This window comes from Mycobacterium sp. E787 (assembly GCF_001668725.1).
Lineage (GTDB): Bacteria > Actinomycetota > Actinomycetes > Mycobacteriales > Mycobacteriaceae > Mycobacterium.
In genome coordinates this window covers 1-25,933 of record NZ_LZKL01000100.1, presented here as the reverse complement: position 1 = coordinate 25,933, position 25,933 = coordinate 1, and the positions used below count along the sequence as shown (strand labels likewise).

Annotated in this window: 23 protein-coding genes and 3 pseudogenes; 22 read left to right on the top strand and 4 right to left on the bottom strand. The window is 71.0% G+C overall.

Going from position 1 to position 25,933, the window contains the following annotated elements:
• Window positions 1-32 precede the first annotated feature (32 nt).
• Window positions 33-617 carry an N-acetyltransferase gene (locus A5705_RS20205; RefSeq protein ID WP_067883395.1) on the bottom strand — a complete coding sequence of 195 codons (585 nt, stop codon included), beginning with the start codon at window positions 615-617 and terminating at the stop codon, window positions 33-35.
• Between the two features lie 326 nt (window positions 618-943).
• Between A5705_RS20205 and A5705_RS20200 the strand changes: the two genes are divergently transcribed.
• The 20 genes and pseudogenes from A5705_RS20200 (at window position 944) to A5705_RS20105 (ending at window position 23,269) form a co-directional block, all read left to right on the top strand.
• Window positions 944-1,345 carry a DUF3040 domain-containing protein gene (locus A5705_RS20200; RefSeq protein ID WP_067883396.1) on the top strand — a complete coding sequence of 134 codons (402 nt, stop codon included), beginning with the start codon at window positions 944-946 and terminating at the stop codon, window positions 1,343-1,345.
• Between the two features lie 464 nt (window positions 1,346-1,809).
• Window positions 1,810-2,241 (top strand): division/cell wall cluster transcriptional repressor MraZ, encoded by a 432-nt coding sequence (gene mraZ, locus A5705_RS20195; protein ID WP_066913393.1) that lies wholly within the window; start codon window positions 1,810-1,812, stop codon window positions 2,239-2,241.
• Window positions 2,216-3,421: a 16S rRNA (cytosine(1402)-N(4))-methyltransferase RsmH gene (rsmH, locus tag A5705_RS20190; RefSeq protein WP_156738563.1), complete on the top strand. Its 1,206-nt coding sequence runs from the start codon at window positions 2,216-2,218 to the stop codon at window positions 3,419-3,421. Before mraZ ends, rsmH begins: the two co-directional genes overlap by 26 nt.
• On the top strand, window positions 3,418-4,596 hold the full coding sequence (locus tag A5705_RS20185) for a hypothetical protein (protein ID WP_068279520.1): 1,179 nt from the start codon (window positions 3,418-3,420) through the stop codon (window positions 4,594-4,596). The genes rsmH and A5705_RS20185 overlap by 4 nt, the downstream gene beginning before the upstream one ends.
• Complete coding sequence (locus tag A5705_RS20180) at window positions 4,593-6,617, top strand: penicillin-binding protein 2 (protein WP_068279517.1); 2,025 nt, start codon at window positions 4,593-4,595, stop codon at window positions 6,615-6,617. The genes A5705_RS20185 and A5705_RS20180 overlap by 4 nt, the downstream gene beginning before the upstream one ends.
• A 147-nt stretch (window positions 6,618-6,764) precedes the next feature.
• Window positions 6,765-8,300: a UDP-N-acetylmuramoyl-L-alanyl-D-glutamate--2,6-diaminopimelate ligase gene (locus A5705_RS20175; protein WP_067883400.1), complete on the top strand. Its 1,536-nt coding sequence runs from the start codon at window positions 6,765-6,767 to the stop codon at window positions 8,298-8,300.
• Complete coding sequence (murF, locus tag A5705_RS20170) at window positions 8,297-9,835, top strand: UDP-N-acetylmuramoyl-tripeptide--D-alanyl-D-alanine ligase (protein ID WP_067883401.1); 1,539 nt, start codon at window positions 8,297-8,299, stop codon at window positions 9,833-9,835. Before A5705_RS20175 ends, murF begins: the two co-directional genes overlap by 4 nt.
• Complete coding sequence (mraY, locus tag A5705_RS20165; RefSeq protein WP_067883402.1) at window positions 9,832-10,911, top strand: phospho-N-acetylmuramoyl-pentapeptide-transferase; 1,080 nt, start codon at window positions 9,832-9,834, stop codon at window positions 10,909-10,911. The genes murF and mraY overlap by 4 nt, the downstream gene beginning before the upstream one ends.
• Window positions 10,911-12,368, top strand: coding sequence for a UDP-N-acetylmuramoyl-L-alanine--D-glutamate ligase (gene murD, locus A5705_RS20160; RefSeq protein WP_068279513.1), 1,458 nt, complete (start codon window positions 10,911-10,913; stop codon window positions 12,366-12,368). The genes mraY and murD overlap by 1 nt, the downstream gene beginning before the upstream one ends.
• 165 nt (window positions 12,369-12,533) lie before the next feature.
• Window positions 12,534-14,081 (top strand): putative lipid II flippase FtsW, encoded by a 1,548-nt coding sequence (gene ftsW, locus A5705_RS20155; protein ID WP_369803385.1) that lies wholly within the window; start codon window positions 12,534-12,536, stop codon window positions 14,079-14,081.
• Window positions 14,078-15,297, top strand: a pseudogene (gene murG, locus A5705_RS20150) (undecaprenyldiphospho-muramoylpentapeptide beta-N-acetylglucosaminyltransferase); the annotation flags it as partial. The gene ftsW and the pseudogene murG, both read left to right, overlap by 4 nt.
• A 39-nt stretch (window positions 15,298-15,336) precedes the next feature.
• A complete protein-coding gene (gene murC / locus A5705_RS20145) occupies window positions 15,337-16,770 on the top strand; it encodes a UDP-N-acetylmuramate--L-alanine ligase (protein ID WP_067883421.1) in 1,434 nt (477 codons plus the stop codon).
• A complete protein-coding gene (locus A5705_RS20140; protein ID WP_067883404.1) occupies window positions 16,767-17,696 on the top strand; it encodes a cell division protein FtsQ/DivIB in 930 nt (309 codons plus the stop codon). The genes murC and A5705_RS20140 overlap by 4 nt, the downstream gene beginning before the upstream one ends.
• A 236-nt stretch (window positions 17,697-17,932) precedes the next feature.
• Entirely contained in the window at window positions 17,933-19,084 is a 1,152-nt protein-coding gene (ftsZ, locus tag A5705_RS20135) for a cell division protein FtsZ (protein WP_067883423.1), read from the top strand.
• Between the two features lie 77 nt (window positions 19,085-19,161).
• Window positions 19,162-19,869, top strand: coding sequence for a peptidoglycan editing factor PgeF (gene pgeF, locus A5705_RS27900; RefSeq protein ID WP_067883405.1), 708 nt, complete (start codon window positions 19,162-19,164; stop codon window positions 19,867-19,869).
• Window positions 19,870-19,872: 3 nt separating this feature from the next.
• On the top strand, window positions 19,873-20,655 hold the full coding sequence (locus tag A5705_RS27895) for a YggS family pyridoxal phosphate-dependent enzyme (protein WP_067883406.1): 783 nt from the start codon (window positions 19,873-19,875) through the stop codon (window positions 20,653-20,655).
• A gap of 66 nt (window positions 20,656-20,721) precedes the next feature.
• Entirely contained in the window at window positions 20,722-21,387 is a 666-nt protein-coding gene (gene sepF / locus A5705_RS20120; RefSeq protein WP_067883407.1) for a cell division protein SepF, read from the top strand.
• A 117-nt stretch (window positions 21,388-21,504) separates the two neighbouring features.
• Complete coding sequence (locus tag A5705_RS20115; protein WP_007170773.1) at window positions 21,505-21,795, top strand: YggT family protein; 291 nt, start codon at window positions 21,505-21,507, stop codon at window positions 21,793-21,795.
• Window positions 21,796-22,045: 250 nt separating this feature from the next.
• A complete protein-coding gene (locus A5705_RS20110; RefSeq protein ID WP_067883408.1) occupies window positions 22,046-22,849 on the top strand; it encodes a DivIVA domain-containing protein in 804 nt (267 codons plus the stop codon).
• A gap of 96 nt (window positions 22,850-22,945) precedes the next feature.
• Window positions 22,946-23,269 (top strand): hypothetical protein, encoded by a 324-nt coding sequence (locus tag A5705_RS20105; protein WP_068279510.1) that lies wholly within the window; start codon window positions 22,946-22,948, stop codon window positions 23,267-23,269.
• Window positions 23,270-23,283: 14 nt separating this feature from the next.
• Here A5705_RS20105 and A5705_RS20100 read toward each other — a convergent pair.
• Window positions 23,284-23,976, bottom strand: a pseudogene (locus tag A5705_RS20100) (phosphoribosyltransferase); the annotation flags it as partial.
• A 56-nt stretch (window positions 23,977-24,032) separates the two neighbouring features.
• On the opposite strand from A5705_RS20100, the gene A5705_RS20095 reads away from it, so the two are divergent.
• The gene (locus A5705_RS20095) at window positions 24,033-24,359 is read left to right on the top strand and encodes a PadR family transcriptional regulator (protein WP_067883411.1); all 327 of its coding nucleotides are present in this window, start codon (window positions 24,033-24,035) and stop codon (window positions 24,357-24,359) included.
• Window positions 24,356-24,736 (top strand): hypothetical protein, encoded by a 381-nt coding sequence (locus A5705_RS20090; RefSeq protein ID WP_068279507.1) that lies wholly within the window; start codon window positions 24,356-24,358, stop codon window positions 24,734-24,736. The genes A5705_RS20095 and A5705_RS20090 overlap by 4 nt, the downstream gene beginning before the upstream one ends.
• Before the next feature lie 113 nt (window positions 24,737-24,849).
• Here the strand turns inward: A5705_RS20090 and A5705_RS27420 are convergent, their stop codons facing one another.
• Both A5705_RS27420 and A5705_RS28715 read right to left on the bottom strand, forming a co-directional pair.
• Window positions 24,850-25,284: a type II toxin-antitoxin system VapC family toxin gene (locus A5705_RS27420; protein WP_082956592.1), complete on the bottom strand. Its 435-nt coding sequence runs from the start codon at window positions 25,282-25,284 to the stop codon at window positions 24,850-24,852.
• A gap of 3 nt (window positions 25,285-25,287) precedes the next feature.
• Window positions 25,288-25,581 (bottom strand): annotated as a pseudogene (locus A5705_RS28715) (type II toxin-antitoxin system Phd/YefM family antitoxin); the annotation flags it as partial.
• Between the last annotated feature and the right edge of the window lie 352 nt (window positions 25,582-25,933).

The following is a 25,933-nucleotide window of genomic DNA, read 5'->3' as shown; positions in this document are numbered from 1 at the left end:
CGAGGTCATCGTGCCAGATGCGTGGCCCGGCCCTATAGCGGCAGCGCCCGGCCCAGGATCGCGAACGCGCGGGGGTCCCCGGCGAAGTGGTAGCCGCGGATGACGTCGGTGAAGCCCAGGCGCCGGTACAGCCGCCAGGCGCGGTTGGGCTCGCCGTTGGTCTCGGGGGTGGACAGCAGGACGTTCCTCTCCGCGCGCCCGGCGAGCAGCCGGCGGGCCAGCGCCTCGCCGAGGCCGCGGCCCTGCGCGCGGGGATGGATGTGCAACTCCGTCAACTCGAAGTAGCTGTTCATCAGCCGGGCGATCTCGGCGGGGGGCAGGCCGCCGCGTTGCAGGCCCAGGACCACCTGTTGCTGCCACCACTGTCCGGGCGCCCCGGGATAGCCGTAGGCCACGCCCAGCAGCGGGGCATCGCTCAGGTCGGCCGCATCGCCGGCGTCGGCCTCGACGGCGGCCACGCCCTGCCAGCCTGGCCGTCGGACGTGTTCCAGCCACATGGCGGCGCGCTGGTTCTCGGTGCCCCGCGGGTATCGCATCGCCTCGACGTAGACCGCGAGGGCGTCATTGAGGCGGCGCTCCATATCGTTCGGCGGCAGATCGATGAGGAATATCGCCAACTCGCGGTGCCCTCCTCATCCGGTGACTTCATGTATGGGTTCGGCCCCGTGCCGCTGTCGTCATTATCCGACGCGGCTCTCCACGTTGCGCCGAGCGGTCGCGCCGGGGGCCCGCGGGGCCGGGCACACCCGCCGGTTTCGCGTGCCGGTTACCGCGCGGCGTCGCTGAGGGCCACGCCGGGGTCGGGATGCGGCCGGGATAGAATCGCTGCCGAACCGGTGGTACAGCGCAGATTGAGCTCGTATCATTTGTGTTAGTTGCCTTTACAACGGGCATCCGCGTGCTATCGATAGTTACGTGCCAAACTGTCGGCAAGGAGGGACGAATGCCACTCTCCGATCATGAACAGCGGATGCTCGATCAGATCGAGAGCGCACTTTACGCGGAAGATCCGAAATTCGCGTCGAGCGTCCGTGGCGGAGGGTTCCGCGCGCCGACCGCGCGGCGGCGCCTGCAGGGCGCGGCGTTATTCGTCATCGGCCTGGCGATGCTGGTGTCGGGGGTGGCGTTCAGGGCCACGATGATCGGAAGCTTCCCGATTCTGAGCGTTTTCGGCTTCATCGTGATGTTCGGCGGCGTGGTCTACGCGATCACCGGCCCGCGGCTGGCCGGCAGGCCGGACCGTTCCGGGTCGGCTCCCGGGTCCGCCCGCCAGCGCCGCAACAAGGGCGGCGGTTCGTTCACCAGCCGCATGGAGGACCGGTTCCGGCGGCGCTTCGACGAGTAGACCGACCACCACACGACACGGGGTAGCCGGCTGGGCTGCCCCGTTTTTCGTGCTCGAGACTGCAGTGAGCGCGTGCGTCTGCGTCGTTTCCACGATCTGGACGCAGTCTCGGCGCCATCGTCGCGGGGTCCCAACGCGCCGGGTGGCCGCACAGGGGCGTCGAGTCCCTTCTGACGCCCAATCGAGCCCAAATCGAGGCACAGGCGCCGGTTGGCCCCCCACCGGGCCCCACCGACGGGCCCCACCACGCCCCACTCCACCGGTTTGCGCCTCCGACGTGCGGATTTCCGGCGCCGCACTCGCATCGCGACCGGCCCCCGCCGCCCGCCGCCGGGCCACGTGACCCCGATCGGTGGCAGATGACCGGGAAAAGTCGGCGCCGACACCGCAGTAATGGGGCAAAGTGGGGGATCGTGGGGTATGGTGGCTGAAGTGTTTGGGTGACCGGTGTGGGAGGTGAGCTGGTGTTTCTCGGCACCTACACGCCCAAACTCGACGACAAGGGGCGGCTGACGCTGCCCGCCAAGTTCCGCGACTCGTTGGCAGGGGGGTTGATGGTCACCAAGAGCCAAGACCACAGCCTCGCCGTCTACCCGCGGGCGGAATTCGAGCAGCTGGCGCGGCGGGCGAGCAAGACGTCGCGCAGCAACCCCGAGGCGCGAGCGTTCCTGCGCAACCTCGCCGCCGGCACCGACGAGCAGCATCCCGACGCGCAGGGGCGGATCACGCTGTCGGCCGACCACCGCCGCTACGCGAACCTGTCGAAGGACTGCGTGGTGATCGGGGCGGTCGATTACCTCGAGATCTGGGATGCGCAGGCCTGGCACGACTACCAGCAGACGCACGAAGAGAACTTCTCCGCGGCCAGCGATGAAGCACTCGGCGACATTATCTGAGGCGCATGCCCGTGCATCGTGGCCTCTGCCCGAACCGACCCTGGCGTACTTCCCCAACGCCAGGTTCGCGCCTTCGGACAGGGACCTGGGTGCAAGGGCGGCCCTTCGGGCCGACCGAGGTGCGAGGGCGGTCCGCGGAGCCCGGGAAGGCGTTGCGGTGCAAGAGGTTTCAGGCGATTTCGGCCATGTGCCCGTCCTGCTGGAGCGCTGCGTCGAGCTGCTGACCCCCGCACTGACGCGCGACAACCCGGACGGCGCGGGGGCGGTGCTCGTCGACGCCACGCTCGGCGCCGGTGGGCACGCGGAGCGGTTCCTCACCGACCTGCCCGGCCTGCGGCTGATCGGGCTCGACCGCGATCCTGGCGCGCTGGACATCGCCTCCGACCGGCTCGCCCCGTTCGCCGACCGCGTCACGCTGGTGCACACCCGCTATGACGGCCTGGCTGGCGCCCTGGCCGAATCCGGTTACGCTGCAGCCGAATCCGTCGACGCCGTGCTGTTCGACCTCGGCGTCTCGTCGATGCAGCTGGACCGCGCCGAACGGGGTTTCGCCTACGCCCAGGACGCGCCGCTGGACATGCGGATGGACCCGGAGTCGGCGCTCACCGCGGCCGACATCGTCAACACCTACGACGAGGCGGTACTGGCCGACATCCTGCACCGCTACGGCGAGGAGCGGTTCGCGCGCCGCATCGCCGCGCAGATCGTCCGCCGGCGTGCCCGGGCGCCGTTCACCTCGACCGCGGAATTGGTCGCCCTGCTCTACCAAGCGATTCCGGCACCCGCCCGCCGCACCGGCGGGCATCCGGCCAAGCGCACCTTCCAGGCGCTGCGGATCGCCGTCAACGACGAATTGACCTCGCTGCGCGAAGCCCTGCCCGCCGCCCTGGACGCGCTGAGGGTGGGCGGACGCATCGCGGTGCTGGCCTACCAATCGCTGGAAGACCGGATCGTCAAGCGTGTGTTCGCCGACGCGGTCGCCTCGCGCACGCCGGTGGACCTTCCGGTCGAACTGCCCGGCCACGAGCCGCGGTTCCGGTCGCTGACGCGCGGCGCCGAACGCGCCGACGCGGCCGAGATCGAACGCAACCCACGCAGTGCCGCCGTGCGATTACGGGCCTTGCAACGGCTGGGGCAGCGGGAGCAACCAGAGCAGGCGAGCCGGGAAGGCGATACATGAAGGTAAAGCGCGAGACGCCGAAGCGCCGCGGAAGCGGCGACCGTCGTGGCACACGCGACGGTTCGGCCCGCAAGGGCAGGCGCGCCACCGCCGATCCTGCGTCGCCGCGGCGCACGCGCCCGGCCTCGGCCAACACCCGCGAGGCCGGTGCGCACAAGTCCGGCCCGCAAACCAGCCCGAACGCCCGGCCCGTCGAGCGGCCGGGCCGGCCCAAGAGCGCCAGCCAGGCCAAGGCGCGAGCCAAGGCGCGAAAAGCCAAGGCGCCCAAAGCAGTTCGACCCAGGTTGGCGGAGCGGTTGGCCATCCGGCTGGCGTCGATCGACCTGCGGCCGCGGACATTGGCCGCCAAGGTTCCCTTTGTCGTGTTGATCATCGGCGCGCTCGGCCTCGGGCTGGGCCTGACGCTGTGGTTGTCCACCGCGTCGGCGGAGCGTTCCTACCAGCTCAGCCACGCGCGCGAGAAGAACAGGATGCTGCAGGAGCAGAAGGAGGCGCTGGAACGCGATGTGCGCGAGGCGGAGTCGGCGCCGGCGCTGGCCGAGGCGGCACGCAAGCAGGGCATGATCCCGACGAGGGACACCGCGCATCTGGTCCAGGACCCGTCCGGTAACTGGGTGGTCGTGGGCACCCCGAAGCCGGCCGACGGGGTTCCGCCGCCGCCGCTGAACACCAAGATTTCCGACGCGCCACCGCCGCCTCCGCCACCGCCGGCGCTGCCGCCGGAGGTCCCGGTCCGGGTGCCGCCGGCCCCAGGGGGCCCGGCCGTGCCGGCCAGGCAGGGACCGGAGGCGTTGTTGCGGGCCCCGGACGGGTCGTCGACGGTCGGCGGCCAGCACCTGCCGTCGCAGCCGGTCCCGCCGCTGCCGGGCATGCCCGGCGGCGCGGCCACCGGGCACTTCCAGGGGGTGGTGCCGTTGCCGGGGCTGCCGGGCCCGGCCGCACCCGCGACGCCTCCGGTGCCCGCCGAGGTGTCAATCCCGTTGGGGGGACTGCCCGTTCCGCCGCCCGCCCCGGCGCCTGCGCCGCTGCCCGCGGAGGTGCCGCTACCGGTGCAGCCGGGTCCGCGGCCCCCGCAGCCCGTCGCACCCGGGGTGCCGGCGCCGCAGCCGGGCGCGCCGGCTAACGGCGCGCCGTTGGGGCCCCTGACCGCCGCGACGCCGGGCGCCGCCCGGTGATCCGCGGCGAGGCCGGGCGGACGCGCCGGTCGCAGCCGGCGCGATCGACCCGGGCTCCGGGTAAACCACAGAAGGCCAAGGCCGTCCGGCAACCCACGCTGAAGGAGCCACGGCAGGCGAGGAAGGCCAAGCAGGCCAAGCAAACCCGGCCCGACGCGGTGGGCACCGGGCACTCCGCGCGCGAGCGGCGCACCCGTCAGATCGTGGAGGCGGGATCGCGCGGCGCGTCGTTCGTTTTTCGGCATCGGGCCGGCAATGCCGTCATTTTGGTGCTGATGCTGGTCGCGGCGGCCCAGCTGTTCGTGCTGCAGGTCAAGGACGCCCCCAAGCTGCGGGCCCAGGCGGCCGGACAGCTCAAGGTCACCGATGTCGAAAAGGCGGTCCGCGGCAGCATCGTCGACCGTAACAACCAACAGCTGGCGTTCACCATCGAGTCGCGCGCCTTGACGTTCCAGCCCAAGCGGATTCGCCAGCAACTCGAGGAGGCGAAGAAGAAGACCCCGACCGCCCCCGATCCGCAGGAGCGGCTGCGTGACATCGCCAAGGAGGTCTCGACCCGGCTGAACAACAAGCCGGACTTCCAGACCGTGCTGAAGAAGCTGCAGGGCGACGACAACTTCGTCTATCTCGCGCGTGCGGTCGACCCGGCGGTGGCCAGCGCGATCTCCGAGAAGTATCCCGAGGTCGGCTCCGAGCGGCAGGATCTGCGCCAGTACCCGGGCGGATCGCTGGCGGCCAACATCGTCGGCGGCATCGACTGGGACGGCCACGGGCTGCTGGGGCTGGAGGACTCGCTGGACTCGGTGCTGTCGGGCACCGACGGCTCGGTCACCTACGACCGCGGCTCCGACGGCGTCGTCATCCCCGGCAGCTACCGCAACCGGCACCGGGCGGTCAACGGATCGACCGTCCAGCTGACCCTCGACGACGACATCCAGTTCTACGTTCAGCAGCAGGTCCAGCAGGCCAAGAATCTCTCGGGGGCGCACAACGTTTCGGCCGTGGTGCTCGACTCCAAGACGGGTGAGGTGCTGGCGATGGCCAACGACAACACCTTCGACCCCTCCCAGGACATCGGTCGGCAAGGCGACCGGCAACTGGGCAACCTGGCGGTGTCCTCGCCGTTCGAGCCGGGCTCGGTGAACAAGGTGATCACCGCGTCATCGGTGATCGAATACGGCCTCTCCAACCCCGACGAGGTGTTGCACGTGCCCGGCTCGATCAACATGGGCGGGGTCAACGTGCACGACGCCTGGGACCACGGCGTCATGCCCTACACCACCACGGGCGTGTTCGGGAAGTCCTCGAACGTCGGCACCCTGATGCTGGCGCAGCGCGTCGGTCCGGAGCGTTTCTACGACATGGTCCGCAAGTTCGGGCTGGGTCAGCGCACCAACGTCGGGCTGCCCGGTGAGAGCGCGGGCCTGGTGCCGCCGATTGACCAATGGTCGGGCAGCACCTTCTCCAACCTGCCCATCGGCCAAGGTCTTTCGATGACCCTGCTGCAGATGACCGACATGTACCAGACCATCGCCAACGACGGCCTGCGGGTGCCGCCGCGGATCATCAAGGCCACCATCGCGCCCGACGGCACCCGGACCGAGGAACCGCGCCCGGAGGGGATTCGGGTGGTCTCGCCGCAGACCGCGCAGACGGTGCGCGGCATGCTGCGCGCCGTCGTGCAGAAGGACCCGATGGGCTACCAGCAGGGCACCGGGCCGGCCGCCGCCGTGTCCGGCTACCAGATGGCCGGCAAGACGGGCACCGCCCAGCAGATCAACCCCGGCTGCGGCTGCTACTTCGACGACGTCTACTGGATCACCTTCGCCGGCATGGCCACCGTCGACAATCCCCGCTACGTGGTCGGCATCATGATGGACAACCCGCAGCGCAACGCCGACGGCTCGCCCGGGCATTCGGCCGCCCCCTTGTTCCACAACATCGCCGGCTGGCTGATGCAGCGGGAGAACGTGCCGCTGTCACCGGATCCGGGTCCGCCGCTGACCCTGCAGGCCACCTAGCTGTACCCGGCACCCGCCCTCGGCGAGATCGACGTTAGCGTGCGGTCTACTCGCTCGGGTTGGCGTCGATCTCGGCGCTGTGCCCCTTCTCGGTAGGGTGTCAGGGCTGATCGTGCGACAGGGGAGCCGACGGAGGGAGGTGTGGCTGTGGTCTCGGTACCCACCGGTTTGCGGCCCACCGCCGTCCCGGGCGCGCGGTTGCCGGCGCTGGCGGCCCAAGTGGGCGCGGTGATGGCCGACGGGGTGGACGTTCCGGATCTCGCGGTCACCGGCGTGACGCTGCGCGCTCAGGACGTGCTGCCCGGCGACCTGTTCGCCGCGCTGCCGGGTTCCACCACGCACGGCGCCCGCTATGCCGGCGAGGCGATCGAACGCGGCGCCGTCGCGGTGCTCACCGACGCCGCCGGCGTCGCCGAGATGGCCTCCCAGTCCCGCACCGCGCCCACCCTGGTCCACCCGTCACCGCGCCGCGTGCTCGGTGGCCTGGCCGCCACGGTGTACGGCGATCCGTCGGCGAAGCTCACGGTCGTCGGGATCACCGGCACGTCGGGCAAGACCACCACGACCTACCTCGTCGAGTCCGGGTTGCGCTCCGGCGGGCGCACGGCCGGGTTGATCGGCACCATCGGCATCCGCATCGACGGCGCCGACATCCCCAGCGCGCTGACCACCCCGGAGGCCCCCGACCTGCAGGCGATGCTCGCGGCGATGGCCGAACGCGGGGTGGACACCGTGGTCATGGAGGCGTCCAGCCACGCGCTGACCCTGGGTCGCGTCGACGGCACCACGTTCGCGGTGGGCGCCTTCACGAACCTGTCCCGCGACCACCTCGACTTTCACCGCACGATGGCCGACTACTTCGAGGCCAAGGCGGTGCTGTTCGACCCCGCCTCGCCGCTGCGTGCGCGCACCGCCGTGGTGTGCGTCGACGACGACGCCGGGCGGGCGATGGCCGGGAGGGCCGGCGCCGCGATCACGGTCAGCGCCGCCGGCGAACCCGCCGACTGGCGTGCTATGGACGTGGCGCCGATGGGCGCCGGGTCCGAATTCACCGTCGTCGACCCCGCGGGCGTGCACCACCGCGTCGGCATCCGGCTGCCGGGCCACTACAACGTCGCCAATTGCCTTGTCGCGCTGGCCATTCTGGACATCGTCGGGGTCTCCCCGGAGCAGGCGGCGCCGGGCTTGCTGCACACCCGCGTCCCGGGACGCCTGGAGGAGATCGACCGCGGCCAGGACTTCCTCGCGCTGGTCGACTACGCGCACAAGCCCGAAGCGCTGCGCGCCGTGCTGACCACCCTGCGCCGGCCGGGCCACCGGCTGGCGGTGGTGTTCGGCGCCGGCGGGGACCGCGACCCGGGCAAGCGGGCGCCGATGGGCGAGATCGCCTCGGAGCTGGCCGATTTGGTGGTCGTCACCGACGACAACCCGCGCGGCGAGGACCCCGCGGCGATCCGACGCGCGATCATGGCCGGGGCGGCCGGCGGCAAGGCGCAACTCGTCGAGATCGCCGACCGACGCCAGGCCATCGACCACGCGGTGGCCTGGGCCAAAGCCGGCGACGTCGTCCTCGTCGCGGGCAAGGGCCACGAAACCGGGCAGCGCGCCGCGGGGGAGACGCGGCCCTTCGACGACCGGGTGGAGCTCGGGGAGGCGCTGGGGGCCCTGAGGACCCCGCGGTGATCGACCTGACCGTCGCCCAGATCGCCGAAATCGTCGGCGGCACACTGGCCGACATCTCACCCGAGGCCGCGGCCGAACTGCACGTCACCGGGACCGTCGAATTCGACTCGCGCAAGGTCGGCCCCGGCGGGCTGTTCCTGGCGCTGCCCGGCGCCCGCTCCGACGGGCACGACCACGCGGCCTCGGCGGTGGCCGCCGGCGCGGTCGCCGTGCTGGCGGCGCGGCCGGTCGGGGTGCCCGCCATCGTGGTCGAACCGGAGCCCCGCGCGACCGGTGGCGGGCTGGCCGGGGTGCTCGAGCACGACGCCGACGGCTCCGGCGCGGCCGTCCTGGCCGCGCTGGCCGCGCTGGCCAAGGCGGTGGCCGCCGAACTGGTGGCGGGCGGGCTGACGATCGTCGGGATCACCGGCTCGTCGGGAAAGACCTCGACCAAGGACCTGGTGGCCGCCGTGCTCGAGCCGCTGGGCGAGGTGATCGCCCCGCCCGGGTCGTTCAACAACGAACTGGGCCATCCCTGGACGGTGCTGCGCGCCACCCGCAGCACGCACTACCTGGTTCTCGAGATGTCGGCGCGGCACCCGGGCAACATCGCCGCGCTGGCCGAGATCGCTCCGCCGTCGATCGGCGTCGTGCTCAACGTCGGCACCGCCCACCTGGGCGAGTTCGGCTCGCGGGAAGCCATCGCGCGGACCAAAGCCGAACTGCCCCAAGCCGTTCCGTCATCCGGTGTCGTCGTCCTCAACGTCGATGACCCGGTCGTCGCGGCGATGGCCGGGGTGACCGCGGCCCGGGTGGTCCGGGTCGCCCGTTCCGCGCGCACCGAGTCCGGACCCAGCGACGTCTGGGCCGAGGGAGTGTCGCTCGACGAATTGGCCCGGCCGCGCTTTACCCTGCACGCGATGGACAGCGCGGCTGACGTGCGGCTGGGCGTGTTCGGCGACCATCAGGTCACCAACGCGCTGTGTGCCGGCGCGGTCGCGCTGCACTGCGGCGCGGGCGTCGAGCAGGTGGCCGCCGCCCTGGAAGCGGCGGGCCCGGTGTCGCGGCACCGCATGCAGGTGACCACCCGCGCCGACGGCGTCACGGTGATCGACGACGCGTACAACGCGAACCCCGACTCGATGCGGGCCGGCCTGCAGGCGCTGGCCTGGATCGCGCACGGCGGGCCGGAAGGGGGCCCGGGCGCCCGGCGCAGCTGGGCCGTGCTGGGCGAGATGGCCGAACTCGGTGAGGACGCGATCGCCGAGCACGATCGCATCGGCCGGCTCGCAGTGCGCTTAGATGTGTCTCGACTCGTTGTCGTGGGAACCGGGAGGTCGATGAGCGCCATGCACGACGGCGCGGTCCTGGAAGGGGCAGTGGGCTCGTGGGGCGACAGGGGGGCCGTCGCGGTGCCCGACGGCGACGCCGCCCTGGCCCTGCTGCGGGCCGAGGTGCAACCCGGCGACGTCGTCCTGGTCAAGGCGTCCAACGCCGCCGGCCTCGGCGCCTTGGCCGAAGCGCTGGCCGCCGATGACGGCGGGGCCCGCCCGTGAGACAGATCCTCGTCGCCGTCGCCATCGCGCTGACGGTGTCCATCCTGCTGACGCCCGTGCTGATCCGGCTGTTCACCAAGCAGGGGTTCGGCCACCAGATCCGCGAGGACGGGCCGCCGAGCCACCACACCAAGCGCGGCACCCCGTCGATGGGCGGCGTGGCGATCCTGGCCGGCATCTGGGCGGGGTACCTCGGCACGCATCTGGTGGGGCTGGCGTTCGACGGCGAGGGCATCTCCGCGTCGGGCCTGCTGGTGCTCGGCCTGGCCACCGCGCTGGGTGCCGTCGGGTTCGTCGACGACCTGATCAAGATCCGCCGGTCGCGCAACCTCGGGCTGAACAAGACGGCAAAGACCGTCGGGCAGATCGTCGCCGCGGTGCTGTTCGGCGTGCTGGTCCTGCAGTTCCGCAACGCCAACGGCCTCACCCCGGCCAGCGCCAACCTGTCCTACGTGCGTGAGATCGCCACCGTCACACTGGCTCCCGGGCTGTTCGTGCTGTTCTGCGTGGTCGTCGTGAGCGCCTGGTCCAACGCGGTCAACTTCACCGACGGCCTCGACGGGCTGGCCGCCGGCTGCATGGCGATGGTCAGCGCCGCCTACGTGCTGATCACGTTCTGGCAGTACCGCAACGCTTGCGTCACCGCGCCGGGGCTGGGCTGCTACAACGTGCGCGATCCGCTGGACCTGGCGCTCATCGCGGCCGCCACCGCCGGCGCCTGCATCGGCTTTCTGTGGTGGAACGCCGCGCCCGCCAAGATCTTCATGGGCGACACCGGCTCCCTGGCGCTGGGCGGCATCATCGCCGGCCTGTCGGTCACCAGCCGCACCGAGATCCTCGCCGTGGTGCTGGGTTCGCTGTTCGTCGCGGAGGTCACCTCGGTGGTGCTGCAGATCCTGGCCTTCCGCACCACCGGGCGCCGGGTGTTCCGGATGGCGCCCTTCCACCACCATTTCGAGTTGGCCGGCTGGGCCGAAACGACCGTGATCATCCGCTTCTGGCTGCTCACCGCGATCTCCTGCGGCCTGGGCGTGGCGCTCTTCTACGGTGAGTGGCTGGCCACCGTCGGTGCGTGATGAGCGGCCTTGACCCGTTGAGACCGGGCGCGCCCGTGCTGGTGGCCGGCGGCGGAGTGACCGGCAAGGCGGTGCTGGCCGCGCTGACCCGGTTCGGCGCGGCGCCGACGCTGTGCGACGACGACCCGGCCACGCTGCGCCGGTACGCCGACGGCGGGGTGGCCACCGCGCCGACGTCGACGGCGGTCGGGCGGGTCTCCGAATACGCGCTGGTGGTGACCAGTCCCGGCTTCTCGCCGGCCACGCCGCTGCTCGCCGCCGCGGCGACGGCCGGCGTGCCCATCTGGGGCGACGTGGAACTGGCCTGGCGACTCGACGCCGCGGGCCGCTACGGGCCGCCGCGCCGCTGGCTGGTGGTGACCGGGACGAACGGCAAGACCACGACGACGTCGATGCTGCACGCCATGCTGACCGCCGCCGGAAAAAGCAGCGTGCTGTGCGGCAACATCGGCGATCCGGTCCTGGACGTGCTCGACCAGCCCGCCGACCTGCTGGCCGTCGAGGCGTCCAGCTTCCAGCTGCACTGGGCGCCCTCGCTGCGGCCCGAGGCCGGCGTCGTCCTCAACATCGCCGAGGACCACCTCGACTGGCATGCCACGATGGCCGAATACACCGCGGCCAAGGCCCGGGTACTCGACGGCCGGGTCGCCGTGGTCGGGCTGGACGACGTCCGGGCTGCCGCGCTGCTGGGCACCGCCGCCGCGCCGGTCCGGGTCGGCTTCCGGCTCGGCGAGCCCGGCCCGGGCGAGCTCGGCGTGCGCGACGGCCAGCTGATCGACCGGGCCTTCGCCGACGACCTGGCGCTGCTGCCGGCCGGCGCGATACCCGTGCCGGGCCCGGTCGGCGTGCTCGACGCCCTGGCCGCGGCGGCCCTCGCCCGCAGCGTCGGCGTGCCCCCTGAAGCCATCGCCGGGGCGGTCGCGTCGTTCCGGTTGGGCCGGCACCGGGCGGAAGTCGTGGCCGTCGCCGACGGGATCACCTACGTCGACGACTCCAAGGCCACCAACCCGCACGCCGCCGAGGCGTCGGTGCTGGCCTACCCGCGCGTGGTGTGGGTGGCCGGCGGTTTGCTGAAGGGCGCATCGGTCGACGCCGAGGTCGCCAGGATCGCATCCCGGCTGGTCGGGGCGGTGCTCATCGGCCGGGATCGCGCCGAGGTTGCGGAGGCGTTATCGCGACACGCGCCGGATGTCCCCGTCGTCCACGTTGTGACAGGCGAGGATGCTGGTATGAACGCGACTGCTGTGGTTCCTGATACAGATGTGATAGAAGTGAAACCGTCGGACGGGGACCTCGGCGCTCCCGTGATGACCGCGGCCGTGGCCGCAGCGCGGGAGCTCGCGAAGCCGGGCGACACGGTGCTGTTGGCGCCGGCCGGCGCGTCGTTCGACCAGTTCGCCGGCTACGCCGCCCGGGGTGACGCGTTCGCCGCCGCCGTGCGCGCGGCGATCCGGTAGGTGGGCGTGGCTAACCCGCTCGCCCGGCGGTTGCGCCGGGGCAGGAAGACCCAGGACGCCGCGCCCGAGCCCCGCGGGGCGGAAGCGGCGGACCAGGCCGCAGACGCCCCCGATGCCGCCGACGCCGCCGACGCCTCCGACGACGCGGACGCCGCCACGGACGTCATCGACACCGCCGCCGAGCCCGCCGAAGTCGTGGCCCCGGGGGCCGCGAAGGCCGCCAAGGCGAGGCTCGCCGCCATGCCGGGGGGTTTGCGCAGCCGGTTCGGCGCCTGGCTGGGCCGGCCGATGACGTCGTTTCACCTGATCATCGCCGTGACGGGGCTGCTGACGACGCTCGGTCTGATCATGGTGCTGTCCGCCTCGGGCGTGCGCTCCTACGGCGCCGACGGGTCGGCCTGGGTGATCTTCGCCAAGCAGGTCTTGTGGACGGTCATCGGGCTGATCGCGGCCTACGTCGCGATGCGGGTGTCGGTGCGGTTCATCAGGCGCGTCGCGTTCACCGGCTACGTCATCACCATCATCCTGCTGGTCCTGGTGCTGGTTCCCGGGATCGGCAACCTGGCCAACGGCTCGCGGAAGTGGTTCGTGATCGCCGGCTTCTCGATGCAGCCCTCCGAGCTGGCGAAGATCGCGTTCGCGATCTGGGGCGCCCACCTGCTGGCCGCCCGGCGCATGGAGCGGGCCTCGCTGCGCGAGATGCTGATCCCCCTGGTCCCGGCCGCGGTCATCGCGCTGGCGCTGATCGTCGCCCAGCCCGACCTCGGGCAGACCGTGTCGCTGGGCATCATCCTGCTGGCCCTGCTGTGGTACGCCGGGCTGCCGCTGCGCGTGTTCGTCACCTCGCTGGTGGCCGTCTTCATGGCCGGCGCGGTGCTCGCGATGTCGGCGGGTTACCGCTCGGACCGGGTGCGGTCCTGGATCAACCCCGAGAACGACCCGCAGGACACCGGCTACCAGGCCCGGCAGGCCAAGTTCGCGCTCGCGCACGGCGGCATCTTCGGCGACGGCCTCGGCCAGGGCGTCGCCAAGTGGAACTACCTGCCCAACGCCCACAACGACTTCATCTTCGCCATCATCGGCGAGGAGCTGGGCTTCATCGGCGCGTTCGGGTTGCTGGCCCTGTTCGGGCTGTTCGCCTACACCGGGATGCGGATCGCGCGCCGGTCGGCCGACCCGTTCCTGCGGTTGGTGACCGCCACCACGACCATGTGGATCCTGGGTCAGGCGTTCATCAACATCGGCTATGTGATCGGCGTGCTCCCGGTGACAGGCCTGCAGCTGCCACTCATCTCCGCGGGCGGAACATCAACGGCCGCAACGCTATTCATGATCGGCATCATGGCCAACGCGGCCCGGCACGAACCCGAGGCGGTGGCCGCGCTGCGGGCCGGCCGGGACGACAAGATGACCCAGCTGCTGCGGCTGCCGCTGCCCCGGCCGTACGTCCCGAGCCGCATCGAGGCGTTCCGCGACCGCAAGCGGGAGGGCACCGCCGCGCCGCGGACCGGCCCGAAGGCGCCCGCCCGGAAGGCGAAGCGCAACCCCGACAAGCCGCTGCGCAAGGCCACCGGCCGAACGGCCACCCCGACGGCGCGCCAGTCTGGGGGCGCCGCGCGGGGGCGGGGAGGGCATCATGGATCAAGCCAGCGGTACGCCGGTCAGCGTCCGACACGGCGGGCACGCACATTGGAAGGTCAGCGTTACGGGTGAACGGCACGATCGGACAGCCGGCCGGCGGGCTGGGGGGCAACCCCTCGCCCGCCGGTGCCGCATCATCGGCCGATGATGCGTCATCGGTTGATTCCCCCCTGTCGGTGGTGCTGGCCGGCGGCGGCACGGCCGGCCACGTCGAGCCGGCGATGGCCGTCGCCGACGCGCTGTCCGCGCTGGATCCGCACGTCAGGATCACCGCGCTGGGCACCCCGCGCGGGCTGGAGACCCGGCTGGTGCCCGAGCGCGGATATCACCTCGAGCTGATCACGCCGGTCCCGCTGCCGCGCAAGCCCAGTGGTGACCTGGCACGGCTCCCGCCGAGGGTGTGGCGCGCCGTCCGGGAGACCCGCGCGGTGCTCGACGCCGTCGACGCCGACGTGGTGATCGGTTTCGGCGGCTACGTGGCCGTGCCGGCCTACCTGGCCGCGCGCGGCGGGCTGGGCCGCAGGCGCCGGGTCCCGGTCGTGATCCACGAGGCCAACGCCCGCGCCGGGCTGGCCAACCGGGTCGGCGCCCGCCGCGCCGACCGGGTGCTCTCGGCGGTGCCGGACTGCGGCCTGCCGCGGGCCGAGGTGGTCGGCGTGCCGATCCGGGCCACCCTCACCGCGCTCGACCGCGCCGCGCTGCGCGCCGAAGCCCGAAGGCACTTCGGCTTCGCCGACGACGCGCGGGTGCTGCTGGTGTTCGGCGGCTCGCAGGGCGCCGTCTCGCTCAACCGGGCCGTGTCCGCTGCGGCCGCCGACCTGGCCGACGCCGGGGTCAGCGTGCTGCACGCGCACGGGCCCAAGAACACGCTGGACCTGCGCGAGCCCCAACCCGGCGACCCGCCCTACGTCGCGGTGCCCTACCTCAACCGGATGGACCTGGCCTACGCCGCCGCCGACCTGGCGATCTGCCGGTCCGGCGCGATGACGGTCGCCGAAGTCTCGGCGGTCGGCCTGCCGGCCATCTACGTGCCGCTGCCCATCGGCAACGGCGAGCAGCGGCTCAACGCGCTGCCGGTGGTCAACGCCGGCGGGGGCATGGTCGTCGCCGATGCCGACCTCACCCCGGCCCTGGTCGCCCGCGAGGTGGCCGGCCTGCTCACCGATCCGCCGCGGCTGGCGGCGATGACGGCCGCCGCCGCCCGGGTGGGCCACCCCGACGCCGCGCGCCAGGTGGCCCAGGCGGCGCTGGACATCGCGCGACGGGCGCGGGTCGGCGGGAGAAACACGTGAACGCCGAGCTGCCCCCCGAATTGCACAGGGTGCACATGGTCGGCATCGGCGGAGCCGGAATGTCGGGCATCGCCCGCATCTTGCTGGACCGCGGCGGGCTGGTGTCGGGGTCCGACGCCAAGGAATCGCGCGGCCTGCACGCGCTGCGGGCCCGGGGCGCCCAGATCCGCGTCGGCCACGACGCGTCGGCGCTGGATCTGTTGCCCGGCGGCGTCACGGCGGTCATCACCACCCACGCCGCCATCCCGAAGACCAACCCCGAGCTGGTCGAGGCCCGGCGCCGCGGCATCCCGGTGATCTTGCGCCCGGCCGTGCTGGCCAAGCTGATGGCCGGGCGCACCACGTTGATGGTCACCGGCACGCACGGCAAGACGACGACGACGTCGATGCTGATCGTGGCCCTGCAGCACTGCGGACGGGACCCGTCGTTCGCCGTCGGCGGCGACCTGGGGGAGGCCGGCACCAACGCCCACCACGGCAGCGGCGACTGCTTCGTCGCCGAGGCCGACGAAAGCGACGGCTCGCTGCTGGAGTACGCGCCCAACGTCGCGGTGGTGACCAACATCGAGACCGATCACCTGGACTTCTACGGCAGCGCCGATGCCTACGTCGCGGTGTTCGATTCCTTCGTGGAGAGGCTGGCCCCCGGCGGGGCGCTCGTGGTCTGCACCGACGACCCCGGCGCGGCGGCGCTGGCCGAACGCACCGCGGAGCTGGGCATCCGGGTCCTGCGCTACGGCTCGGCGGGTGACGGCTTGGCCGCCAGGCTGCTGTCGTGGGAGCAGCAGGGCACCGAGGCCGTCGCGCACATCCAACTCGCGGGCGACGCGCACCCGCGCGTGATGCGGCTGTCGGTGCCCGGCCGGCACATGGCGCTCAACGCGCTGGGCGCCCTGCTGGCGGCGATCGAGATCGGCGCCTCGCCCGACGAGGTGCTCGACGGGCTGGCCGGATTCGAGGGCGTGCGCCGCCGATTCGAACTGGTCGGAACGTCCGGGACCGGCCCCGAAACGGTCCGGGTGTTCGACGACTACGCCCACCACCCCACGGAGATCAGCGCCACGCTGGCGGCGGTTCGCGCCGTGCTTCAGCGGGATGGTGACCCCGGTGGTCGCTGCATCGTGGTGTTTCAGCCCCATTTATATTCGCGCACAAAGACTTTCGCGGCCGAGTTCGGTCGCGCGCTGGACGCCGCCGATCAGGTGTTCGTCCTCGACGTCTACGGCGCCCGCGAAAAACCGCTCACCGGCGTCAGCGGTGCGAGCGTCGCCGAACACGTGAGTGTGCCGGTGCGCTACCTGCCGGACTTCTCGGCGGTCGCCGAGGAGGTCGCCGCGGCCGCGGGCCCCGGGGACGTCGTCGTCACGATGGGCGCGGGCGACGTCACCCTGCTGGGCCCTGAGATCGTGACCGCGCTGCGGGTGCGGGCCAACCGTAGCGCGCCGGGCAGACCGGGGATTCTGCGATGACCGAGCCGAACGAGCCCGCGCCGGCCGACCCCGAGCGCGCCGACGGCGTGATCACCGAGCCGATCGCGACCGGGGCGCCCGCCGACGCGTCGCAGCCGGATCAGGCCGAATTCGAGGGGCCGCGCCGGCGGGCCCGCCGCGAGCGGGCGGAGCGCCGCGCCGCGCAGGCCCGCGCCCGAGCCATCGAGGAGGCCCGCCGCGAGGCCAAGCGCCGGGCCAGCGGGCGCATCGCCAACCAGCCCAAACCGGCGGCCCGCGGCGTGGTGCGGGGGCTGAAGATGCTGCTCGCCAGCGTCATCGTGGCCATCGTCGGGGTCGGTCTCGGGCTCATCCTCTATTTCACGCCCGCGATGTCGGCGCGCACCATCGTCGTCACCGGGATCGGCACGGTGACGCGCGAGGAGGTGCTCGACGCCGCGCGGGTGCGTCCCGGGACGCCGCTGCTGCAGATCAACACCAACCAGGTCGCCGAGCGGGTGGCCGCGATCCGGCGGGTGGCCAGCGCCCGAGTGCAGCGCCAGTACCCGTCGGCGCTGCGGATCACCATCGTCGAGCGAGTTCCGTTGGTGGTGAAGGACTTTCCCGACGGGCCGCACCTGTTCGACCGCGACGGCGTCGACTTCGCGACCGCGCCGCCGCCGCCGGCGCTGCCCTACATCGACGTGGCCAATCCCGGGCCGAACGACCCGACGACCAAGGCGGCGCTGCAGGTGCTGATCGCCCTGCGCCCGGAGGTCGCCGGTCAGGTGAGCCGGATCGCGGCCCCGTCGGTGGCCTCGATCACCCTGACGCTGGGCGACGGGCGGGTGGTGATTTGGGGGACCACCGACCGCACCGAGGAGAAGGCGGAAAAGCTGGCCGCCCTGTTGACCCAGCCGGGCAAGACCTACGACGTGTCCAGCCCCGACCTGCCGACCGTCAAGTAGCTTTCGCGCGCGAATGTGCGGCCAGCCGCACGTTCGGCGCCGAATGTGAGGCCAGCCGCACACTCGGCAACTGCAAAATTTGCGTGCCGCGCGTCGGCGCGCCTGCGGGATAAGCGCGCGTACTACCCATACCGTTCTGTTTGCGCGGAACTACTTGACATAACTCTAACTCTATGGTTGAGGTTGAGGGTTTGCCAGGCCGACACACCGAGTCCCACCAGGGAGGAAGACGAATGATGACCCCCCCGCACAACTACTTGGCCGTCATCAAGGTCGTGGGCATCGGTGGCGGCGGCGTGAACGCCGTCAACCGGATGATCGAACAGGGCCTCAAGGGCGTGGAGTTCATCGCGATCAACACCGACGCCCAGGCGCTGTTGATGAGCGACGCCGACGTCAAGCTCGACGTGGGGCGCGACTCCACCCGAGGGCTGGGCGCCGGAGCGGACCCGGAGGTCGGGCGCAAGGCCGCCGAGGACGCCAAGGACGAGATCGAGGAGTTGCTGCGCGGCGCGGACATGGTGTTCGTCACCGCCGGCGAGGGCGGCGGCACCGGCACCGGCGGGGCGCCCGTCGTGGCCAGCATCGCCCGCAAGCTGGGCGCCCTGACCGTCGGCGTCGTCACCCGGCCGTTCTCCTTCGAGGGCAAGCGGCGCGGCAATCAGGCCGAAAGTGGCATCGCCGCGCTGCGGGAGAGCTGCGACACCCTCATCGTGATCCCCAATGACCGGCTGCTGCAGATGGGTGACGCCGCGGTGTCGCTGATGGACGCGTTCCGCAGCGCCGACGAGGTGCTGCTCAACGGCGTGCAGGGCATCACCGACCTGATCACCACCCCCGGTCTGATCAACGTGGACTTCGCCGACGTCAAGGGCATCATGTCCGGCGCCGGGACGGCGTTGATGGGCATCGGCTCGGCGCGCGGCGAGGGCCGGTCGCTCAAGGCCGCCGAGATCGCCATCAACTCGCCGCTCCTGGAAGCCTCGATGGAGGGCGCGCAGGGCGTGCTGATGTCTATCGCCGGCGGCAGCGACCTGGGCCTGTTCGAGATCAACGAGGCCGCTTCGCTGGTGCAGGACGCCGCCCACCCGGACGCCAACATCATCTTCGGCACCGTGATCGACGACTCGCTGGGCGACGAGGTGCGGGTCACCGTCATCGCAGCGGGCTTCGAGGCCACCGGACCGGGCCGCAAGCCGGTCATCGGCAGCACCGCCGAGGAAAAAGGCGGCGCGCACCGCATCGAATCCGCCAAGGCCGGCAAGCTCAGCTCGACGCTGTTCGAGCCCGTCGACGCGGTCAGTGTCCCGATTCACACCAACGGTTCGACCCTGAACATCGGTGGCGACGACGACGACGTCGACGTGCCGCCTTTCATGCGCCGCTGAGTCTCATGTCGGTGACAACCGGACCCCGGCGCGCGTCGGGGCGGCATGGCCGACATTGCTTTTCGGATACTGGTGACGTGAGCGTTCGCATCCGTCGGGTGACCACCACCCGCGCCGGCGGGATCTCGGCGCCGCCGTTCGACACCTTCAACCTCGGTGACCACGTCGGCGACGACCCCGCGGCGGTGGCGGCCAACCGCAAGCGGCTGGCCGACGCGATCGGCCTGGGCGCCGACCGGATCGTGTGGATGAACCAGGTGCACGGCGATCGGGTCGAGGTCGTCGACGGACCGCAGGCTGCCGCGGTCGACGAGACCGACGCGTTGGTCACCGGAACGGCGCGCCTGGCGCTGGCGGTGGTGACCGCCGACTGCGTGCCGGTGCTGCTGGCCGACGCGCGCGCCGGTGTGATCGCCGCCGTGCACGCCGGCCGCGTCGGCGCGCAGCGCGGGGTGGTGACCCGCGCGATCGCGGCGATGCTGGCGCGGGGCGCGCGGGCCGGCGACATGTCGGCGCTGCTGGGCCCGGCGGTCAGCGGTCGCAACTACGAGGTGCCCGCCGCGATGGCCGACGAGGTCGAGGCGGCGTTGCCGGGCAGCCGCACCACCACCGCGGCCGGCACTCCCGGGCTCGACCTGCGCGCCGGAATCGCTTGCCAGCTCCGCGATTTGGGCGTCACGGCGATCGACGTCGATCCGCGCTGCACGGTGGACGACCGGGCGCTGTTCAGTCATCGCCGGGACGCGCCGACCGGGCGCCTGGCGTCGCTGATCTGGATGGAGTGACCGATGGCGGGGGACCTGCCGGCCCACGAGCATGGCGACCGCGAATCGGAATTGACGCATGCGCTGGCCGCGGTGCGTTCGCGACTTGCGGGTGCCGCGGAAGCGGCGGGCCGCAATGTCAGCGAAATTGAACTTCTCCCTATTACCAAATTCTTTCCAGCAACCGATGTTGCGATTTTGTCTCGATTGGGTTGTCGGTGCGTCGGCGAATCCCGCGACCAGGAAGCGACGGCGAAGGTCGCCGAAGTCGACCGGTTGGCGGCCAGTTCCGGGCTTGCCGAGTTGCGGAATATGCACTGGCACATGGTGGGCCGGATTCAGCGAAACAAGGCGCGTTCGCTGGCGCGGTGGGCGCACACGGCCCACTCGATCGACAGCACGCGCCTGGTCGCCGCGCTCGACCGGGCGGTGTCGGCGGCCCTGGCCGACGGCCGCCGCCAGGAGCCGCTGCGCGTCTACGTCGAGGTCAGCCTCGACGGCGACGTCTCCCGCGGCGGCGTCGACGTCACCGCGCCCGGCGCCGTCGATGAGGTCTGCGCGCAGGTCGCGGGATCCCGAAGCCTGGAACTGCTCGGCCTGATGGGCATCCCGCCGCTGGACTGGGACCCCGCGCGGGCCTTCGAGCTGCTGCGATCCGAGCACCGCAGGGTGCTGGAATCGCACCCGAACGCCGTCGGACTGTCCGCCGGCATGTCCAACGATTTCGAAATAGCCGTCAAACATGGTTCGACGTGTGTGCGTGTCGGTACCGCGCTATTGGGTCCGAGGCGGCTACCGTCACCGTGAGTAGTCACTGTAGTCACATCTTCATCACAGACACCAATACTCCCAGGGGCTAGAAGGGTTTACGCGATGAGCACACTGCACAAAGTCAAGGCCTACTTCGGTATGGCTCCGATGGAGGACTACGACGACGAGTACTACGACGACCGGGCGCCCTCCCGCGGCTTCCCGCGGCCCCGGTTCGACGAGGGGTACGGCCGCTACGAGGGCCGTTTCGAAGGCCGCGACTACGAGGACCTCAGGGACCCGCGCGGCGAGCCCGCCGACTACCCCCCGCCCGGCGGCTATCGTGGCGGCTACGCCGACGAGGGCCGCTACGGCCCCGTCCACCCGCGCGAGTTCGAACGGCCCGAGATGAGCCGGCCGCGGCTCGGCTCGTGGTTGCGGAATTCCACCCGCGGTGCGCTGGCGATGGACCCGCGCCGCATGGCGATGCTGTTCGAGGAGGGCAGCCCGCTGTCGAAGATCACCACGCTGCGGCCCAAGGACTACAGCGAGGCGCGCACCATCGGCGAGCGCTTCCGCGACGGCACCCCGGTGATCATGGACCTGGTGTCGATGGACAACGCCGACGCCAAGCGGCTGGTCGACTTCGCCGCCGGCCTGGCCTTCGCGCTCCGGGGGTCGTTCGACAAGGTCGCGACCAAGGTGTTCCTGTTGTCGCCCGCCGACGTCGACGTGTCACCGGAGGAGCGTCGCCGGATCGCCGAAACCGGGTTCTACGCCTACCAGTAGACGCACCCGTTCCGCCGCTCGGCGGGGTCGGCGCACGTGAGATGTGTGCCCGCACCCGAGAATCGGTAGGCTGGCGCCTGACATCGGGTCATCTCATCGGTAAGGTCGGGGCTCCAGTTGGTGCTGTTTTTTCAGATCCTTGGGTTCGCGCTGTTCATCTTCTGGCTGCTGCTCATCGCCCGGGTCGTCGTCGAGTTCATCCGCTCGTTCAGCCGCGACTGGCATCCCACCGGCATCACCGTGGTGATCCTGGAGATCATCATGTCGATCACCGACCCCCCGGTGAAGCTGCTGCGGCGGCTGATCCCGCAGCTCACCATCGGGGCGGTGCGCTTCGACCTGTCGATCATGGTGCTGCTGCTGGTCGCGTTCATCGGCATGCAACTGGCGTTCGGCGCGGCGGCATGATCGGTGCTGAGAGCGCGCGCCGCGGCCCGGAGACGGTTCGGCCACGTTTTAGCGTCGGTTCGGCCGCCGCAATTTAAAAATTTTAAGGGTTTGGATTTTATTGGTCTTAGTGTGTGAAATAGGTTCTTATTTATTGGGCTAATCGGCTACCGCCGAGTCTGGTGTGACAGGATGGACGGCAGTTGCACGACGGCAACCACTCCGTTCTACACTTTCCAGATCGTTTGACAGGAACTCGAGGGGACGAACAATGCCGCTTACACCAGCCGACGTCCACAATGTGGCGTTCAGTAAGCCGCCGATCGGCAAGCGCGGTTACAACGAAGACGAGGTCGACGCCTTTCTCGACCTGGTGGAAAACGAGCTGACGCGGCTCATCGAGGAGAACTCCGATCTGCGTCAACGGATCGAGGAGCTGGACCGCGAGCTGGCCGCCGGTGGGGGCGGCGGCGCAGCTCAGCCCACCCAGGCGATCCCGACCTTCGAGCCCGAGCCCGAGCCGGTCAAGCCTGCGCCGGTCGTCGCGCCGGCGGCGCCGGCGGCGTCCCAGGGGACCAACGAGGAACAGGCCATGAAGGCCGCCCGGGTGCTGACCCTGGCCCAGGACACCGCCGACCGGTTGACCAGCAACGCCAAGGCCGAGTCCGAGAAGATGCTGGCCGATGCGCGGGCCAACGCCGATCAGATCCTCAGCGAGGCCCGGCACACCGCCGAGACCACGGTCACCGAGGCCCGCCAGCGCGCCGACGCGATGCTGGCCGACGCGCAGAGCCGCTCGGAGACGCAGCTGCGCCAGGCGCAGGAGAAGGCCGACGCCCTGCAGGCCGACGCCGAGCGCAAGCATTCCGAGATCATGGGAACCATCAACCAGCAGCGCACCGTGCTGGAAGGCCGCCTCGAGCAGCTCCGCACCTTCGAACGCGAATACCGCACCCGGCTCAAGACCTACCTGGAATCCCAGCTGGAGGAACTCGGCCAGCGTGGATCGGCGGCGCCCGTCGACTCGAGCGCCGACGCCGGCGGGTTCGACCAGTTCAATCGGGGTAATAACTAGCCGGGCGATCGTGCCGGGGTACTCGCCGGGGCTCCCGTTCGGCACACTAGCCTGCACTAGACCTGGCAGTCCCCGTCTTCGGCTGGAGGATGACCGATGCTGATCATTGCGCTGGTACTCGCCCTGATCGGGCTCGTCGCCCTGGTGTTCGCGGTGGTCACCAGCAACGAGCTGGTCGCCTGGGTGTGCATCGGCGCCAGCGTTCTGGGCGTGGTGTTGCTGATCATCGACGCGTTGCGGGAACGCCAGCGTCGTGACGCCGACGGCGCAGCACACGACGTGGAAGAACCCGGGCATGACGAGGAAGCCCCGGTCGACTACCCCGAAGAGGCCCCCGACGAGGGGGAGCGGCCCGCGGTCGAGGACACCGCCGACGAGTCGTCCCAGGGCCTCGAGTCCAGCGAGGACCGGGCCACCTAGTACTTCAGCGTTCTTCAGCGGGTCGGCGTAGTCAGCAGCTCGCGAACCTCATCGTCGGTGACCTGGCGAAAGTCTGCGTAGACCTGCCCGACGGCTTCGAACCCGGGTGGCATGGAGGCGCACACCACCTCGTCGGCTTCCCGCCCGATTTCGCGGCAGGTCGACGCCGGTCCGACCGGCACCGCGACGACGATCGACAGCGGCCCCGCGGCCCGCACGGCCCGGACGGCGGCCAGCATGCTGGCGCCGGTGGCGATGCCGTCGTCGACCAGGATCACGACCTTGCCGCGCGGGTCGGCGCCGGGGCGGCCGCCCCGGTAGGCCTGCTCGCGCCGGTTGAGTTCGGCGGTCTCGCTGGCGATCACCTCGCGCACCTGGTCGTCGGTGATGTGCAGGCTGGAAACCACGTTGTCGTTCATCACCACCCCGCCGCCGCTGGCCAGCGCGCCCATCGCCAGCTCCGACCAACGCGGAACCCCCAGCTTGCGCACCAGAAACACGTCCAGCGGGGCGTGCAATGCCGAGGCGATCTCCCAGGCCACCGGCACGCCGCCCCGCGCCAGCCCGAAGACCAGCACGTCGTCCCTGTCCCGATAGGAGGCCAACTCCTCGGCCAGCGCGCGGCCCGCCTCACGACGATCACGGTAGATGCGCGCCGTCGCTCGCCGGAGGAAGCCGCTGGGTGGGTTCATTGGTCGCTCTCCAGGCTAACGCCGAGCTAACTCGATTGCTCTAGTACGTCGCACGTACTAACGTGGCGGGCATGGCAAGGCCGAACGATCCCGGCGTGCTGATCCTGACGAGCCTGGCCTCGGGTCCCAAGCACGGGTACGCGCTGGCCCGCGATATCGAGGAGTTCTCCGGTGCGGCGTTGGGGCCCGGAACTCTCTACGGGGCGATCACCCGGCTCGAGGAGCGGGGCCTCATCGAGCCGCTGCAACACGACCAGCGGCGGCGGCCGTACCGGTTGACGGCGGCCGGGCAGGCCGAACTTGCTGCTGCCGTAAGGGAATTGGGCGCGATCGCCGACGAGGGCGCGCGCCGGCTGGGCATGCCGTTGCGGTCCCCGCGGCCGGGCTGGTCGGTGTGAACGCCGACGACGCGCGGCGGGCGCTGCGCTGGTATCCGCGGGCCTGGCGCCGCCGCTACGGCGACGAGCTGGTGGCCTTGCTGGAAGACATGTACGGCGACGAGCCGCTATCCCGGCACTGCCGGGCATCGCTGTTCTGGTCAGGCACGATCGAAAGGATCCACGAGATGGGCCGGCGCTTTCGCAGAACGTACACGGGATACAGCATCGGCTGCGCGATCGTGTGGGCCGTCATCCTGGCCGGGGTGTCGTCGACGGCCGGCACCGCCACCCGGCACACGCTGATGCTCGTTTTCGGGGGATGGTGGATCGGATGGCTGTCGGCCACGATCGCGCGAGCCGTCTACCCGCCGCCGAAACGCCACATCGCGCCGTAAAACCGGTGTCCGAAAAGGGGCTAGCCACTTACGCCACGGGTCCCGACCTGAAGAACCGGTACCTGACCGTCGTCCGTGCTGGGGTTGACCCACTCTGATGTCGAGCGCTCGGATCAAGGGTCGAGTTGGGCGGGGGCGACGCGGCACCCGACGGCTTGGGCTCCGGTGTGCAGGCGTCGGTCCCAGACGGCGACGATCAGGTCGGGATCGCCGACAGCCAACGCGCTGGCCAGATGAACTGCGTCGGCTCCTCGCAAGGCATGGGATCGAGCGAGGTGGCCGGCGTGCTGTTCAACCGTCGCGGTGAGTTCGACTGGGCGGGTCGCGGCCCAGAAGTCGGCCAACCCATGCTCGGCATCGGCGAGCTCATCTTCGGTTAGGTCGTGATTGCGGGCGGCCGCAGCGAGTGCGGCGCGCACTTCGGGGTAGGCCAAACGGCTGGACAATGCGGCGTCGCAGCCGTCCCATAGCGCGGTTGCCAGCGCGCTCCCCGGCTCAGTGGTGAGAAGTTTGACGAAGGCGCTGGCGTCGAAGTAAACGAGCGGCACCTGTCAGCGCCGCTGGTCGCTGACCCGGTCAGACACCGGCCGTCGCGGTCGGGGCCCGCGCCGACCCGCAGCGACGGGCCGCTGCGCGGTGGCCTTGCCAATCACGCCTTCGGCCGTGAGACGCTCCAAGGTGCCTGCGCTGTCCAGTGGAGTCAGTCGCGCGACCGGAATCCCACGGTCGGTGATGACGACCTCACGACCAGCCCGCGCTCGATCCAGCCACTCGCTGAGGTGCGCGCGCAACTCGGTCACGGATACGTCCATATCCCCAACTGTACACTCACGGAGCCTTGATTTTGTACATGTCGCCGCTGAGTGCAGCAACGACCCACGTGACCGAGGTCTGTTCAAATACCTCCGATTCACGTCTTGCCAATTCAAGCTCAGGCGACAACTGCGCCCACACACGAGGCGGGCAAATGCGGGCGGACGGCCGACGCGCGTCGTGTCGCCGATTGTGTGATCGTCGCCGGTTCTAGCGAACCCGCGTGGAATCACACTCCATCGGCTCGGATGTGAATGCGAGCATTCACATCGCTGGCCTCAGTCGTGTCGCCGGATGTGTCCGAGGGGGTCTGTGGTTCATTGACATAGAGGACAGATGTCTCCCGACATAGAGGACAGCCCAGTTATCGCGAGGTGTCCTCAT

Excerpts from the sequence above, each read along its gene's own strand:
- A5705_RS20200 (WP_067883396.1), top strand. The coding sequence starts at position 944 with ATGCCACTCTCCGATCATGAACAGCGGATGCTCGATCAGATCGAGAGC.
- rsmH (WP_156738563.1), top strand. The coding sequence starts at position 2,216 with ATGAAGCACTCGGCGACATTATCTGAGGCGCATGCCCGTGCATCGTGG.
- A5705_RS20185 (WP_068279520.1), top strand. The coding sequence starts at position 3,418 with ATGAAGGTAAAGCGCGAGACGCCGAAGCGCCGCGGAAGCGGCGACCGT.
- murD (WP_068279513.1), top strand. The coding sequence starts at position 10,911 with ATGAGCGGCCTTGACCCGTTGAGACCGGGCGCGCCCGTGCTGGTGGCC.
- murC (WP_067883421.1), top strand. The coding sequence starts at position 15,337 with ATGGTCGGCATCGGCGGAGCCGGAATGTCGGGCATCGCCCGCATCTTG.
- A5705_RS20140 (WP_067883404.1), top strand. The coding sequence starts at position 16,767 with ATGACCGAGCCGAACGAGCCCGCGCCGGCCGACCCCGAGCGCGCCGAC.
- ftsZ (WP_067883423.1), top strand. The coding sequence starts at position 17,933 with ATGACCCCCCCGCACAACTACTTGGCCGTCATCAAGGTCGTGGGCATC.
- A5705_RS27895 (WP_067883406.1), top strand. The coding sequence starts at position 19,873 with ATGGCGGGGGACCTGCCGGCCCACGAGCATGGCGACCGCGAATCGGAA.
- sepF (WP_067883407.1), top strand. The coding sequence starts at position 20,722 with ATGAGCACACTGCACAAAGTCAAGGCCTACTTCGGTATGGCTCCGATG.
- A5705_RS20110 (WP_067883408.1), top strand. The coding sequence starts at position 22,046 with ATGCCGCTTACACCAGCCGACGTCCACAATGTGGCGTTCAGTAAGCCG.
- A5705_RS20105 (WP_068279510.1), top strand. The coding sequence starts at position 22,946 with ATGCTGATCATTGCGCTGGTACTCGCCCTGATCGGGCTCGTCGCCCTG.
- A5705_RS20095 (WP_067883411.1), top strand. The coding sequence starts at position 24,033 with ATGGCAAGGCCGAACGATCCCGGCGTGCTGATCCTGACGAGCCTGGCC.